Annotated in this window: 14 protein-coding genes; 6 read left to right on the top strand and 8 right to left on the bottom strand. The window is 69.4% G+C overall.

Annotated elements, in window-relative coordinates:
• Positions 1-859, top strand: an 859-nt coding sequence (locus C469_RS01675; RefSeq protein ID WP_147587227.1) for a molybdopterin dinucleotide binding domain-containing protein, incomplete at its 5' end; no start/stop codon positions are given.
• A gap of 586 nt (positions 860-1,445) precedes the next feature.
• Entirely contained in the window at positions 1,446-2,795 is a 1,350-nt protein-coding gene (locus C469_RS01680; protein WP_008003285.1) for an MFS transporter, read from the top strand.
• 32 nt (positions 2,796-2,827) lie between these two features.
• Here the strand turns inward: C469_RS01680 and C469_RS01685 are convergent, their stop codons facing one another.
• Complete coding sequence (locus tag C469_RS01685; RefSeq protein WP_008003286.1) at positions 2,828-3,160, bottom strand: uS10/mL48 family ribosomal protein; 333 nt, start codon at positions 3,158-3,160, stop codon at positions 2,828-2,830.
• Between the two features lie 205 nt (positions 3,161-3,365).
• Between C469_RS01685 and C469_RS01690 the strand changes: the two genes are divergently transcribed.
• The 3 genes from C469_RS01690 to C469_RS01700 all read left to right on the top strand — a co-directional run bounded on the left by C469_RS01690 (position 3,366) and on the right by C469_RS01700 (position 5,281).
• Complete coding sequence (locus tag C469_RS01690) at positions 3,366-3,812, top strand: bis(5'-nucleosyl)-tetraphosphatase (RefSeq protein ID WP_008003287.1); 447 nt, start codon at positions 3,366-3,368, stop codon at positions 3,810-3,812.
• Between the two features lie 73 nt (positions 3,813-3,885).
• The gene (locus C469_RS01695) at positions 3,886-4,881 is read left to right on the top strand and encodes a DUF5787 family protein (RefSeq protein WP_008003288.1); all 996 of its coding nucleotides are present in this window, start codon (positions 3,886-3,888) and stop codon (positions 4,879-4,881) included.
• 82 nt (positions 4,882-4,963) lie between these two features.
• Positions 4,964-5,281 carry an RPA12/RPB9/RPC11 RNA polymerase family protein gene (locus C469_RS01700; protein ID WP_008003289.1) on the top strand — a complete coding sequence of 106 codons (318 nt, stop codon included), beginning with the start codon at positions 4,964-4,966 and terminating at the stop codon, positions 5,279-5,281.
• Between the two features lie 154 nt (positions 5,282-5,435).
• On the opposite strand, the gene C469_RS01705 is transcribed toward C469_RS01700, so the two are convergent.
• Complete coding sequence (locus C469_RS01705) at positions 5,436-8,513, bottom strand: FAD-binding and (Fe-S)-binding domain-containing protein (protein ID WP_008003290.1); 3,078 nt, start codon at positions 8,511-8,513, stop codon at positions 5,436-5,438.
• A gap of 226 nt (positions 8,514-8,739) precedes the next feature.
• On the opposite strand from C469_RS01705, the gene C469_RS01710 reads away from it, so the two are divergent.
• Positions 8,740-9,042 carry a PRC-barrel domain-containing protein gene (locus C469_RS01710; RefSeq protein ID WP_008003291.1) on the top strand — a complete coding sequence of 101 codons (303 nt, stop codon included), beginning with the start codon at positions 8,740-8,742 and terminating at the stop codon, positions 9,040-9,042.
• 40 nt (positions 9,043-9,082) lie between these two features.
• On the opposite strand, the gene C469_RS01715 is transcribed toward C469_RS01710, so the two are convergent.
• From C469_RS01715 to C469_RS01740, 6 genes are all read right to left on the bottom strand, one after another.
• The gene (locus tag C469_RS01715) at positions 9,083-9,409 is read right to left on the bottom strand and encodes a DUF5789 family protein (protein ID WP_008003292.1); all 327 of its coding nucleotides are present in this window, start codon (positions 9,407-9,409) and stop codon (positions 9,083-9,085) included.
• 135 nt (positions 9,410-9,544) lie between these two features.
• A complete protein-coding gene (locus C469_RS01720; protein ID WP_008003293.1) occupies positions 9,545-9,961 on the bottom strand; it encodes a hypothetical protein in 417 nt (138 codons plus the stop codon).
• Positions 9,962-10,001: 40 nt separating this feature from the next.
• A complete protein-coding gene (locus tag C469_RS01725; protein ID WP_008003294.1) occupies positions 10,002-10,694 on the bottom strand; it encodes a hypothetical protein in 693 nt (230 codons plus the stop codon).
• An 80-nt stretch (positions 10,695-10,774) separates the two neighbouring features.
• On the bottom strand, positions 10,775-11,227 hold the full coding sequence (locus C469_RS01730) for a DUF5804 family protein (RefSeq protein WP_008003295.1): 453 nt from the start codon (positions 11,225-11,227) through the stop codon (positions 10,775-10,777).
• Positions 11,228-11,304: 77 nt separating this feature from the next.
• A complete protein-coding gene (locus C469_RS01735; protein WP_008003296.1) occupies positions 11,305-12,351 on the bottom strand; it encodes a sensor histidine kinase in 1,047 nt (348 codons plus the stop codon).
• Positions 12,352-12,463: 112 nt separating this feature from the next.
• A complete protein-coding gene (locus tag C469_RS01740) occupies positions 12,464-13,666 on the bottom strand; it encodes a methionine adenosyltransferase (protein WP_008003297.1) in 1,203 nt (400 codons plus the stop codon).
• Between the last annotated feature and the right edge of the window lie 40 nt (positions 13,667-13,706).

Raw genomic sequence — 13,706 nt, forward strand, 5'->3', positions numbered from 1 at the left:
GGTGTTACCGGCGGCGACCTGGGGCGAGTCCGAGGGGACGGTGATGAACATGGAGCGGCGCGTCTCGCGGGTCACGGCGGTGCGGGAGCCGCCCGGGAATGTCCGGCAGGACGCGGACATCATCGGCGCGGTCGCCGACCGGATCGTTCCCGAGCTGTTCGATTCGGTGCGCCTCGACCCCGAAGCGCTGTTCGACGAGGTCAGCGCGCTGACGCGCGGCACGACCGCCGACCTCTCGGGGATCTCCTACGAGCGGCTGTCCGAGGAGCTGGCCCTCCGGTGGCCCGCCCCGGACGAGACCGGCGAGGGCGGGTACCGGTACTACGCGGGAGAGGCCCGAAACGGCGAGAGGGACGGAGACCCGGCCGACGACGGCCCGTGGTCGTTCCACACCGACTCGGGCCGAGCGCAGTTCTCGAACGCCTCTCACGAGGCCGTGCCGGAGCCGATCGACGAGAAGTACCCGCTCACCCTCACCACGGGTCGGCGCCCGGACGCGTACAACACCGGTGTCCGGACCCGATCCGACGACGCCGGCGACGAGGGCGCGATGGCAGCGCGGATGCACCCCGAGACGATCGCCGACAACCTGCGGGCGTTCGACCGGGGCGAGACGGTGATCGAGTCGCGTCGCTCCGCGGTGACGGTCGGCGTCGCGCCCGACTCCGACGTGCCGCCCGGGCTCGTCTGGCTCCCGGTCCACAACCCGGCGGCCAACCGGCTCACGCTGTCCGCCGCGGACCCGGAATCGGCCGAGCCGAACCTCAAGCAGTGCGCGATCGGGCTGACCGCTCCGGACCGCGGCGGGACTGAACCCACCGGCGGGCGGCAGGCGAACGGCACCGGTTCGTACTCCTGACGGTTCTCGTTCCCTCGCGCGAATGTTCTCTCGTGCGAAGCGATACCCCACAGCCGAGCGCGCCGTCGCCGACCCCACGCCGAGCGCGCCGTCGCCGACCCCACGCCGAGCGCGCCGTCGCCATCGCCGTCCCGCTCTCTCCTCGTTCGTCAGTCGATCGCACCTCGTCGACCGGCGTCTCGGGGCCGGAGCAGATCTCCTCACGATTATATAATTAAAACAGATCGCCGACGTTCGGGGTGGCGTGTCGTTATTCAAGAAGGAGTCCGATAATGTTCCCACATTATAATTTCAGATCCTCAGTCTTGGATGTATCTCTGTATGAAGCGTTATTGAGAATGAACTAATATCTTCTATCTAAACACGCCTTTTGTTAAGCGATTCGTTTATTAATATCTGGTATGTGTCTTTGTCACGTGAGAAAAACTATGTTCGAACAATTCAATCCGGATTCGATATGTGATCCCGGTAGCGATACCGCCGGGGTCCTCCCGAACCGCTCACTCCAGCGCGAGAACGCGATCGGTCGGTCCGCCGACCGCTGCCGCTCGGGCGACGCCGATCGCCTCGCGGGAGGTGACTCGCGGTGAAGCCGACCGACCTGCTGTACGGGAAGTACCGGAACCTCATCTTAGCGACGGCGATGTTCAACCTCGGATTCGTCATCTGGTTCTCGTTCGCGCCCTTCACGGGGGGAATCGCCGAGGAGTTCGGGCTCTCGGTCCAACAGCTCGGGATCGTCGCGAGCGCGGCCATCGTCGCCGTCCCGCTCGGTCGCATCCTCATCGGGCCGCTGACGGACCGGTTCGGGGCCAACGTCACCGGCGGCGTGACGCTCGTCACCGTCGGGGCGTTCGCGATCCTGAGCGCGTTCGCACAGACGTACGAGGTGTTCATCGGGTCGCGGATCGTCGCGTCGCTGTCGGGAATCACGTTCGTCATCGGTATCCAGCACGTCTCCGAGTGGTTCGAGGAGGAGAACCTCGGGACCGCGGAGGGAATCTTCGCCGGGATCGGCAACGCGGGGGCCGGACTGGGGGCGTACTTCACGCTCCCGCGGATCTTCGGGGAAGGGTACGTCGACCCGCTCTTCGGTCCGGCGTTTCTCGGGACCTCGTCGAGCTGGCGGGCGGCGTTCTTCTACACCGGCGCGCTCGCGGTGCTGCTCGGGGTCGTCTACTACGTCTTCGGGGCCGCCGCGAAGAGCGAGGCGAAGCGGGAGGCGACGAAGGCGGGCGTGAGCTGGGACCAGTGGCGGTTCATCGCCACGCGCTACGGCGCGGTCGTCCTCTCCGTCGCGTACGTGATGTCGTTCGGGCTGGAACTCGCGATGAACGGCTGGCTGGGGACCTACTACCGCGAGGCGTTCGGACAGGGCGACGTGGTGATCGCGGCGACGTTCGCGGCGACGTTCTCGGTCGCCGCCGGACTCCTCCGGCCGATCGGGGGGTACGTCAGCGACGTGGTCGCGCGCAACGAGCGGGACATCCTCCCCGTCTTCGCGGGGGAGTACCGCAACCAGTGGACCTTCGCCACGCTCTCGTTCGTCGTGCTGTCGATGTTCGGCATGACGCTCGCCGGGCTGACGGGGAACATCTACGTCGCCGTCGTCGCCGGCTTCCTCGTCGGCACCGGATGCGCGTTCTCCGAGGGCGCGATCTTCGCGCAGGTGCCCACGATGTTCCCCAACAACTCCGGGTCGGTCACCGGGATCGTCGGCGGGATCGGTACCGTCGGCGGGGTCGTCTACCCGCTGGCCTTCTCGGCCGCGTTCCTCCCGAACCTCCACGTCGGCTACGCGATCGTCGGGGCGTCGATGATCCCGATCCTCGGCCTCGCCGCGTGGGTGTTCCAGCCGAAGATCGCGGCGCGTGCGAACGACGACGGGTGGCTCGTCTCCGGCGAGCGGATCGTCGCGACCGGCGACGACGACTGAGCCGCCCGGTTCCGCGGCTATTTAAAAAAGATTCAGTCGCGGCGGTGCCCGAGCGGCTTCTTCTGGTCGACCTCGACCTCGACGTGTATCGAGTCGGGGAAGTCGCGACCGACGACCTCGCGGGCGATGTCGTCCGCCCCGTGGATCTCCATCGAGCGCTTGTACACGTCGTAGGTCCACGGCGAGAACTCGTCGCCGGCGCGGAGCTGTTTATAAAGGGGAACGCGGACGGTCTCGGCGGGCGTGGCGTGCGGGCCCTTACACTCCGCGCCCTTTCGTTCGAGCGTCGACTTGAGCTCCTGAACGGTCTCGGCGAGCACGTCGCGGTCGCCGGACGCGAAGGAGAGTTTCGTGACGAAGGTCATGGCTGGGGGTCGTCCGTGCATGGTGGCCCGAGGAGTAAAAGCGCATCTACCGAGAGCGAAACGCTACATCCAACGGCGTGAGCACCGTATAAAAACCCCGATGGGGGGCGATTAACGCCGCGCAGATCGGCCGAAGAGGGCCGTAACGGCCGGTGCGTTCGCGACTCCGACACCCTCTTTAGGGGTGGTGGCTTACCTGACGCTAATGACGGTCGAAGCGACCAGCGCTGGAGCCATCCTCTTCCGCGACACCCGCGGCGAACGGGAGTACTTGCTCCTGAAGAGCCGACCGGGGGACTGGGAGTTCCCCAAAGGCGGGGTCGAGGGGGACGAGGAGCTCCAGCAGACGGCGATACGGGAAGTCGGCGAGGAGGCCGGGATCGAGGATTTCCGGCTGATCGACGGCTTCCGCAAGGAGTACGACTACGTGTTCGAGGCGAACGGCAACACCATCCACAAGACGGTGCACCTGTTCATCGCCCGCTCGTTCGAAGCGAGCGCCGAGATCTCGAACGAACACCGCGACCTGCAGTGGCGCGACTACGATCAGGCCCTCAACACGATCACGCAGAACGGGCCCCGCGACATCCTCGAAGACGCCCACGAGTACCTCGACGAGCGGAAAGACGAGGAGACGGGCGAGTACATCTGACCGCCGAGCGGCGCGCTCCGCCTCGGCTCGTCCCGCCCCGTTCATTTTTAAGCGGCCGCCGACTACCCGAACCGTGACTCCGGACGCCGAGTTCGGCTACGAGCTCCTGGTCTGTCGGTACGCCGAGCTTGCGTGGCGCCCCGGTGAGGGGCCGCGCCCGTCGCTCGTCGCCCGCCAGCTCGGCACCGAGAAGCGCCGCTGGGACACGGTCGTGATCGAGGTCGACCCGGCCGCGTTCGCCGCCCGCCGCGCGTTCGGCGACCGGACCATCGACTCGGACCTCCTCCACGTCGTGCGCGGCGCCCCCGCCGAGTGGGCGTGGTACCGCGACGCGCTCCCGCACCCCGGCTACCCGTGGCGCTACGTCCGGCGGGCGGTCCACCGCGCGGCGGGCCGCGACCTGATCGAGAAGCGACGGCGGAACAACCGGATCGAGCTCCGCCGGAAGCGACCGTACCCGGACTGGGTCGAGCGGATCGTCGCGATCGAGAACAAGCCGGACCTCGACCGCTCCGCCGCCGACCGCCTCGCCGACCAACTGGAACACGACGTCGAGACCGGGCTCGCCGACGAGGCGTGGCTCGCCACCGAGACGACCGGCGAGCGCGTCGAGCCGGCCCTGCTCCGCGAGATGCCCGTCGAGGCCGGCATCCTCGCGACCGACTTCTCCGGGGGCGTCGACGCCGACGCCGCCGACGTGGCGTGGCACCCGAGCGGTCTGGGTCCCGCGGAGGGCGAGCGTCGCGATCCCGAAACCGAGACGCTGCGACTCGAGATCGCCGAGCGCGCCTACGGGAAGGGATGGCGCTCCTTCGCCGACACGATGCGCCCGGACTGTCGCCACTTCGAGCTCCGCCGCGAGGGTCGGGCGCTCGTCCCGTACTGCGCGGCGAAGGAGAAGGTCCCGACCGGGCGGGAGTGTTCGGGTTCCTGTCCGTCGTTCTCGCCGGAACCGCCTCAGTGGCGGACGAAGGGCTGGCCGATCGAGGGCGGACCGGGGAAGGGGCTGAAACTGGTCTTACACCGGCGACGGGAGCGAGAGCGCGACCGGATCGAAGGCGGCGAGTAGATGACTCGATTCGCCCTCGTCGAAATCCGCGGCGGATCGGAAGTTAACGCATATATCCGACGACCGAGTATTCCCGCGTCATATGCAATTCTGTGACGAGTGCGGTTCGATAATGCACACGGAGGGCGACACGTGGGTGTGTCGCTCCTGTGAGAACGAGGAGCCGCGGGACTCGCAGGCGGATGCGGCGATGGCGACCCAAGATGTACAGCGGGAGGACGCGGCACCCGCCGTGGCCGACGCGACTCAGGACTCCACCGAGACGATGCAGGAGCCATGTCCGGCGGACGACTGCGACGGCGACCGAGCCTCCTACGAAATGCTGCCGAAGCCGGGCGGCTCCTACGAGGTTCGGCTGTTCACCTGCGTCGAGTGCGGCCACAAGTGGCGCGACTCCTGACGGCGGGTCTCGCGAACCCCGCCGCTCAATAGCTCTTCACGCTCAGTCGGGAAGCGGCAGCTGCCAGCGTGCCCTCGCTTTTGAGAATCTCTCGGAGTCTCGGTGACGGTGTGACGAGGAGGAGGAGTGAGAGTCCCCCGCTCGAATCGCCCGCCTACGCCAGCGCCGCCGCGAGCTTCTCCACCGGGTGCGGCGGTTCGGGGGCGCCCGCGTCGCGCTCCTTCAGCTGGCTCCGGCAGGAGGCGCCGGGCGCGACGACCTCGTCGCCGTCGCTCTCGTCGATCTGATCGAAGAGGATCCGGCCGATCGCCTTGCTCATCGAGTAGTGCTCGGCCTCGTACCCGAACGAGCCGGCCATCCCGCAGCAGGAGGAGTCGAGCGGGTCGACGCCGTAGCCGGCGCGCCGGAGCACGCCGACCGCGTGGTGGTCCTTCTTCGTCGCCTTCTGGTGGCAGTGGCCGTGGTAGGTGAGCGACTCCGTGGGCGCGTCGAGGGAGAGGTCCTCGTCGAGCCGGTGCGCGTCGACGTACTCCATGACGCCGTAAGTGTTCTCGGAGACGGTCGCCACGTCGGCGTCGGGCACGTCGCTGGCGCCGCCGTCGAGCAGGTCGTGGTAGTCGGACTGGAGCATCACGGCGTCGGTGGGCTCGACGACGACCACGTCCCAGCCGTCCCGAACGTCGGGCGCGAGCGTCTCCACGGCGTCCGCGGCGGCCGTCCGCGACTCGTCGAGCATCCCCTTCGAGTGCGGCGGGCGCCCGCTGCCGTCCACGTCCGGGATCCGGACGTGGCAGTTCGCGGCCTCTAACACCCTGACCGCCGCCTTCCCCGCGCCGGGGTTCGTGTAGGTGGTGTACACGTCGGGGAACAACAGCACGTCGCGGTCCGCCTCGGCGCGGGCGATTCCCGCGCCGCCGCGGGCCTCGAACCAGTCCGTCAGGCTCTCCGAGCGGAAGGTCGGGAGCTCCCGCTCCTTGGCGATCCCGAGGACCTTCTCCGCGACGAGGCCGGCGCCCGGGAGCTTCCCGGGGAGGTTCGAGAGCGGGGCGAGCGCCGAACCGAGCGGCGCCAACCGCTCGAAGTTCCCGAGCAGCCGGGTCCGCAGGTCGATCCCGTGTTCCTCGTGGTGGGCGTGCTCGACCTCGGCCTTGAGCTTCGCCATGTCGACGCCGCTCGGACAGTCCTTCGTACAGCCCTTACAGCCGACGCACAGGTCCATCACCTCGGTGACGAACTCGTCGTCGGTCGGGTCGTCTGGGAGCTCGCCCGAGATGGCCCCGCGGAGCATGTTCGCCCGGCCGCGGGTCGCCTGTATCTCCTCCTCGCTAGCGCGGTAGGTCGGGCACATCACGCCGCCGGTGGTCTCCTGTGGCCCCCGACAGCCGCCGCAGCCGTGACAGAGCTCGACCATCCCCTGCATCCCGTTGTCGATCGCCCACTCCATCGCGGGGTCGAAGCCGGCGTCGTACTCGTACTCCGAGTCGAACCGGAGGTTCTCGCTCATGTCGAAGTCGCCGCAGACGTTCCCGGGGTTGAGCAGCCAGTCCGGGTCGAAGGCGGTCTTCAGCTCGCGGAACGACTCCCAGAGGTCGTCGCCGTACAGCTTCCGGTTCCACTGGGTCCGGGCGCGGCCGTCGCCGTGCTCGCCCGACACCGACCCGCCGAGCCGGACCACGGCGTCGGTGACGCGGTCGGCGATGTCGACCATCGCGTCCACGTCGTCGACGTCCTTCGTGTTGATCAGCGGGCGGATGTGGAGCACGCCCGGGCCGGCGTGGGCGTAGAAGGTCGCGAACGTGTCGTTGTCGTCGAGGATCTCCTGGAACTCCCGGGTGTACTCGGGGAGGTGCTCGGGCGGGACCGCGCAGTCCTCGATGAAGGAGATGTGCTTCTCGTCGGTGGTGCGCGACAGGAGGATCGGGAGCCCGGCCTTGCGCATCTTCCAGAACCGGTCGCGCTTCGCGGGGTCGTGCGCCTCCATCGCGTCGACCGCGCGGCGGGGCTGGGTCGTCACGTCGGCGGCGCCCTCGCTCGGGTCGACCTCGGTCTCGGGAACGACCCTGTCGGCCGCGCCGTCGTCGCCCACTCGGTCCGCGATCAGGTCCGCGACCTTCCGCTTCCCCTCCGCGTCGCTCTCGGCGTAGAACTCGACGAGGAGGACCGAGTCCGTCCCCTCGGGCAACATCCCGACGACGTCCTCGAACTCGGGCGTGTCGGCGGCGAGCCCTAAGAGTACGTCGTCCATCACCTCGACCGCGGCGGGGTCGTGTTCGAGGATCGGCGCCACGTCCTCCATCGCGTCGAGGAGGTCACCGTACGTTAAGAGCGCGACGGCCTTCGTGTCGGGGATCTCGACGAGCGAGACGGTCGCCTCGGTGACGGTCGCGAGCGTCCCCTCGCTCCCGGCCATGAGCCGCCCGAGGTTGACCGTTCCCTCCTCGCCGTACTCGCCGCGGTACTCGGCGAGCAGGCGGTCGAGGTTGTATCCGGAGACGTTCCGCTTCATCTCCGGGAAGCGCTCGTCGATCGCCTCGGCCTCCTCGTCGAGGACCCGGACGATCTCGGCGTGGATCCGCGGTAGGAGGTCGTCGGCGTCGGGGTCGGCGGACTCGCGCAGGTCGTCGACGGCGACCTCCCCGAAGGTCGTCACCGTCCCGTCCGCGAGCACGACCTCCAGTTCCTCGACGTAGTGGTCGGTCTTCCCGTACTTCAGCGAGTGCGCCCCGGTGGAGTTGTTGCCGATCGCGCCGCCGATCGCGGACTTGTCGCGCCACGCCGGGTCGGGCGCGAACTTCAGCCCGTGGGGCTCGACGGCGGCGTTGAGGTCGCCGACGTACGCCCCGGCCTGCGCCCGGGCGGTCCCCGCGACCGGGTCCGTCGACAGCACCGCGTCCATCGAGTCGGTGAGGTCGAGGACGACCGCCTCGTTGACGGTCTGGCCCGCGAGCGACGTGCCGCCCCCTCGGGGCAACACCGGGATCCCCTCCGCGTAGCAGTACTCGTGGACCGCCGCCACGTCCGCCGTCGACTCCGGCATCACGACGCCGATGGGCGTGACTTCGTACGCCGAGGCGTCGGTCGCGTACAGCCGCTTCGAGTACTCGTCGAACCGCACGTCGCCGTCGACCCGAGCCTCCAGCGCGTCCACGAGGTCCGGTCGCTCCACCGCGCCGCCAGTGTAGTCGAAGTTCCCCCCGTCCCGCGGATCCGGGTCAGGCGTGTGTGTCGCCATGCGAATCCATCACGGTCGAACCGTGAAAAACCTCCCCCAGTCGTCGAGTCGTGAGAAACCCGCTTCCCCGGACTTCGATGGAGTTGCCCGCTGGAGACACGCGACCTGGAAGGAGTCGACCGCGGGAGACACGTGACCGCGGGAGACGGAAAACGCCGCCCGCCTCGTCTGACGGGCGTCGTTCGACAACGAACGCTTAATAGGCGCGCTCGTGACCGTATCGCATATGAACGCTGCTCCGGAGGAGATCACGTCTCTCGTCGGTCGCGAGGTGTACTCGAACAACGGCGTCTTCGTCGGCGAGATCGAGGACGTGCGCCTCGATCTGGACGCACAGGCCGTGACCGGGCTCGCGCTCGCGGAGCTCAACCACGAGCTGTTCGCCGGCCGCGTTGGCGGGAACACCGGCGTCATCCTCCCCTACCGCTGGGTCCGGGCCGTCGGCGACGTGGTGCTGATAAACGACATCATCGAGCGGCTCGACACCGGGAGCGACGACGCCGAGGGCGAGGCGGAAATCGAGGTCTAGCGGGCGCCCGCCGAGCGGCCGACCCCGGGGAACCGCGGCGTCAGAACGGGAGCGCGTCCCGCAGGCTCGTCAGGAACCCGCCGCCCTCCCGCCGCTTGCGGTCGAACACCGGGTACAGCGCGTCGAGGAACTCCGTCTCGTTTTCGAACCGGCTCTGTGGCACCTGGTCGAGCGCCTCGCCGAGCGCGATCGTCCGCCCCTTGGCGTCGTAGGGGATCTCGCGGTCGCCGAGGGCGTCGCGGACCTCCTCGGCCGTCGCCGGGAACGACACGCCGGCCTCCTCGATCCGTTCGTCGAGCACGGCGATACCGAACTCGATCGCGTCCGGCTCCGAGGCTCCGCCGCCGCCGGGTGGGCGTGCTGCCATTGCGGCGTGCTACTCGCTCGGGACGTTTGAAACCCATGCTCGGAGCGCGGGCGGCGAGGCGGTCGTGCGAGCGACGGGTCGGTCGTGCGAGTGACGGGTCGGTCACGCGGGTCCCGCTCGGCGCCGCGGCCGCGGTCACTCCGGGAGCGACTCCTCGGGCGGCGCCGCGTCGAGGACCCCCAGTTCGATCCCGTCGCCGGCGCGGTCGAACGCGGCGAGCGCGTCGTCGTCGTACGGCGGGACCGCCACCAGCACGACCGCGGCGAGGTCGTCCGTCTTCGACACGCCGAGGAACCCGTCCGGGTGCGAGACGAACCGCGCCCCGCCCCGTCCGACGGGCGTCCCGATGTCGACGCCGAACACGGCGTTCACCGACCCGCCGACTCCCGCGGGCGTGAAGTGGGTTAACACCGGGGTCGCGGGGTCGAGGTCGGTCTCCTCGTCGAACTCGCCGGCGCGCGTGGCCGAGAGCTTCAGACTCGTCTCGTCGGGGTCGCGTTCGGCGGCGTGGTCGAGCAGCACCGTCAACAGGTCGCGGGTGACGTGGATCACGAGCGGAGCGTCGACGACCGGCGGACGACTGTCGACACGGTCAGATACCGAGCGCCGAGCGCAGGGTCCGCGCGTACAGCCGGGGCGCCTTGCGGCGGGACCCGGAGAGCGCGTCCTCGACGGCGAGGGCCGCTCGCTCGTCCACGCCCACGCCGTGGCCCACGCGCACCCGCTCCGGGTTCAGCCCCGAGAGCGCCTTGGTCGGCGGCGTCAGTCGGAGCATCGGGTGGACGCCGAGCCGCTCGCGATCGCCCCGGAAGTACGAGGCGGAGCCGAGCGACTCGGGGACGATCAGCGTCTCGCCGTCGAAGAAGCCGACCTCCTGCCACGGCGGGACCGACGAGTCGCGGATCCGGAACGCCTCGAAGCCGGAGTCCGCCAGCCGCGAACCGAACCGCTCGACGGGGGCGTCGAGCTCGTCGGCGACGCCGGTCATCCAGTCGGCGACGTAGACGGGGACGCCGTGTCGGGTCGCGATCTCGGCGCTGTCGCGCTTGTGGCGGTCGAGCCCGACGACGACGCCCGCGACCGTCCCGAGGTCCGCCAGGAGGTCGTCGAGGCCGGGGGCGTCGATCGGATCGAACACCCAGACGTCGTTCGTCTCGCTCTCCTCGTTCGGGACCGCGACCGCGTGGCTCGCCCGCTCCATCGACTCGCCCGGGTACGCGATCCAGCCGACACCGCGGCCGAAGCGATCGATCTCGTGGAGCGCCGCGTCGCCGTCAGCTTTCATTCCCATACCACGCGTTCGGTCCGAACCCTTTTCAACCCGTCTCCGCCGGATCCACGGGTCCACCGATCCGCGACCGCCGACTACCCCGAGAACTCGGACTCGCTCACTCGGACGATCACCGTCTCGTCGACGTCGCGCAGGTCGTACTCGGGCGTCTCGCCCTGCGTCCGCCGGACGTAGAGGGGTTCGACCGGCCGGCCGTCGACGAGCCCGAACAGCTTGAGGCGCTGGTCGGTCTCCTCTGGCGGGACCGCGCCGTCGCGAACCTCGCGGGCGAGGTCGCGAGAGAGCCACTCGTCGGCGGAGACCGACGGCTCGCGGACGAGCGCCTCGTCGACGAAGCGCACGAGGTACCAGTTGAGGTCGTTTAACAGGGACACCGCCGCACCGAGGCTCACGGTGTCGACGGCGACGCTGTTCTCGAAGGGCTCCTCGATCTCGTAGGTCGCGAGGGCGTCCCGGGCCGTCTCGCGGGACAGCAGCTCGTAGGTGAGGTTCACGTCGGGGTCGCCGAGGAGACACACCCGCGTCACACGCTATCGGAGTCGGCCGCTCCACAAATCGGTTGCGGTCGCGGGGGTGTCCGGGCGGGGCCGACGGCGCGGAGGCCTCACGTCGTCTCGAAGACGAACTTCGCCCCGCCCTCGTCGCTCTCGTCGATGGCGACCGTCCACCCGTGCGCGTCGGCGATCCGCGAGACGATCGCGAGCCCGAACCCCGTCCCGTCCGTCTCCGTCGAGTACCCCGCGTCGAGCACCGACTCGCGGTCGGCCTCGGGGATCCCCGGTCCGTCGTCGGCGACGTAGAAACCGGACCCGTCGTCGAGGGCGCCGACGGAGACCGTCACCGAGCCGTCGACGCCGCCGTGTTCGATCGCGTTCCGGAAGAGGTTCTCCAACAGCCGACGCAGGCGAGGGGCGTCCGCGTCGAAGGTCGCGTCGGAGTCGATCCGGAGCCCGGCCCCGGCGGTCGCCGCGTCCTCGGCCGCCTCGGTCGTGGACCACGCGTCGCGTGCGACCGCCGCGAGCGAGACCGGCTCCGTCTCCGTTGCGGCCTCCCCTTCGCGCGCGAGCGTCAGCGTGTCGTCGATGATGCGATCCGCCCGCATCAGGGCGTTCTCGACGCGATCGAACGCCGACTCGTCGCCCTCGCGAGCGAGCAGGAGGTACCCCTGCGCGACCGACAGCGGGTTCCGGAGGTCGTGAGCGACGACGGACGCGAACTCCGCGAGTCGGTCCCGCTGGGACTCGCGCTCTCGGGAGCTGCGGATCGCGGCGCGGCGCTGGTGGTCGTACAGCCCGATCAGCAGCCCGAGCAGCGTCCCGCGCACGAACGCGTTCACCACGGTGAGCCGCCGCTCGGTGAGCACCACGCCCTGCGTCTGCTGGTAGAGGATCGTCGTGCCCTCGATGCCGGCGATCAGTGACCCGCCCAGGAGACACCAGCCGATCGTCCGACGGGTGATCGTCGTCCGGTCGTCGTACCGGATCCACCACACCAGTCCCAAGAGCGCGAGCGCGAATCCGATCGGGATCAGCGACCCGACGAACACCGTCAACGGGTCGTCCGTCGGCGACACCGAGAACTCCGCGACGCGGGCGACGACCCCGGTGACCCCGATCAGCGCGATGACGGGCCACGCCCGCGTCGAAGTCATGCCTCGCTGTCACCCGAGAGCAGCAAAAGGGCTTCGGAGACCGATCGGCGAATCGGTGGGAGTCGGGCGGTTCCGGAGCCGAACTTGCCGCCGCGCCGGCGGAACGACGACCTCAGAACGTCGACACGTCGCCGTCGATGACGCTCCGGGTCACGTCGGTGACGTTCGCCAGCTCGCGGTCGACGATCTCGAGGACCGCCGGCTCGATGTCGCCGATCGCGACTCCCTCCTCGGTGACGAGCTGCGCGTCGGCGACGTGGGGCTCGTCGATCGGGCGCCCGATCTGCGAGAGCAGGCGGACCTGCAGGTCGCGGATCCCGTCGACCTCGTCGGTGACGGACTCCGCGATCCGGGTCGACAGCAGGTTGTAGATCTTCCCGATGTGGTTGACGGGGTTCTTGCCCGAGGTCGCCTCCATCGACATGGGTCGGTTCGGCGTGATGAGCCCGTTGGCGCGGTTCCCGCGGCCCACGGAGCCGTCGTCGCCCTGCTCCGCGGAGGTGCCGGTGACGGTGAGGTAGACGGAGCCCTCGTCGTAGTCGTCGGCGGTGTTGACGTCGACGTGGACCTCTCGGTCGGTGCGGTCCTCGGCCAGGTCGGTGACGAACTCGCGCACGTCCTCGACCGCGTCGTCGTACTCGTCGAGCCCGTCGACGTAGGCGTCGACCATCGCGGCCGCGACGGTGATGTCGATCCGGTCGCCCTCGCGTTTGCCCATGATCTTCACGTCCGGCCCGAGCTCGGGGTGGTCCGCGTGGTAGGTCGTGTTGAGCTCGCGCTCGGCCTCGTGGACGATCGCCTCGGTCTCCGTCAGGGGCGCGTGGCCGACGCCGAAGGAGGTGTCGTTGGCCATCGGCACCTGCTGGGTCTCCTCGCCGAAGACGTCTTGGAGGTCACCGGACCCCTCGCCGAGCTTGGCGTCGACGACCACGTCGGTGCCGTACTCCAGCTCCGGGATCGCCTCGCCGAGGTAGTCGCGGGCGGCCGCCAGCGCGGTCGAGTCGACCGGGAGCTGCTCGCCCTCGTACTCCTTCGTGGCGCGGCCGACGATGAGCACGTAGAGCGGCTCGACGACCTCGCCGCCGCCGTACGCGGGCGCGGCGCGGCCGGCGACCAGCTGCGTCTCGTCGGTGTTGTAGTGGAGCACCTTCCCGACGCGGTCCAAGTAGAGCTGCGAGAGCGCCCGCGACACCGACTCCGCGATTCCGTCGCAGATCGAGTCCGGGTGTCCGATACCCTTCCGCTCGACGATTTCGACCTCCTGGTCCTCGACCGCTCGGCGATCGAGGCGGCTGACCTGAATGTTCCGGTCCATTACGGTTCGGTACTTCGCCGGCGGCAGTATAACTTGCGGA

The organism is Halorubrum lipolyticum DSM 21995, assembly GCF_000337375.1.
Lineage (GTDB): Archaea > Halobacteriota > Halobacteria > Halobacteriales > Haloferacaceae > Halorubrum > Halorubrum lipolyticum.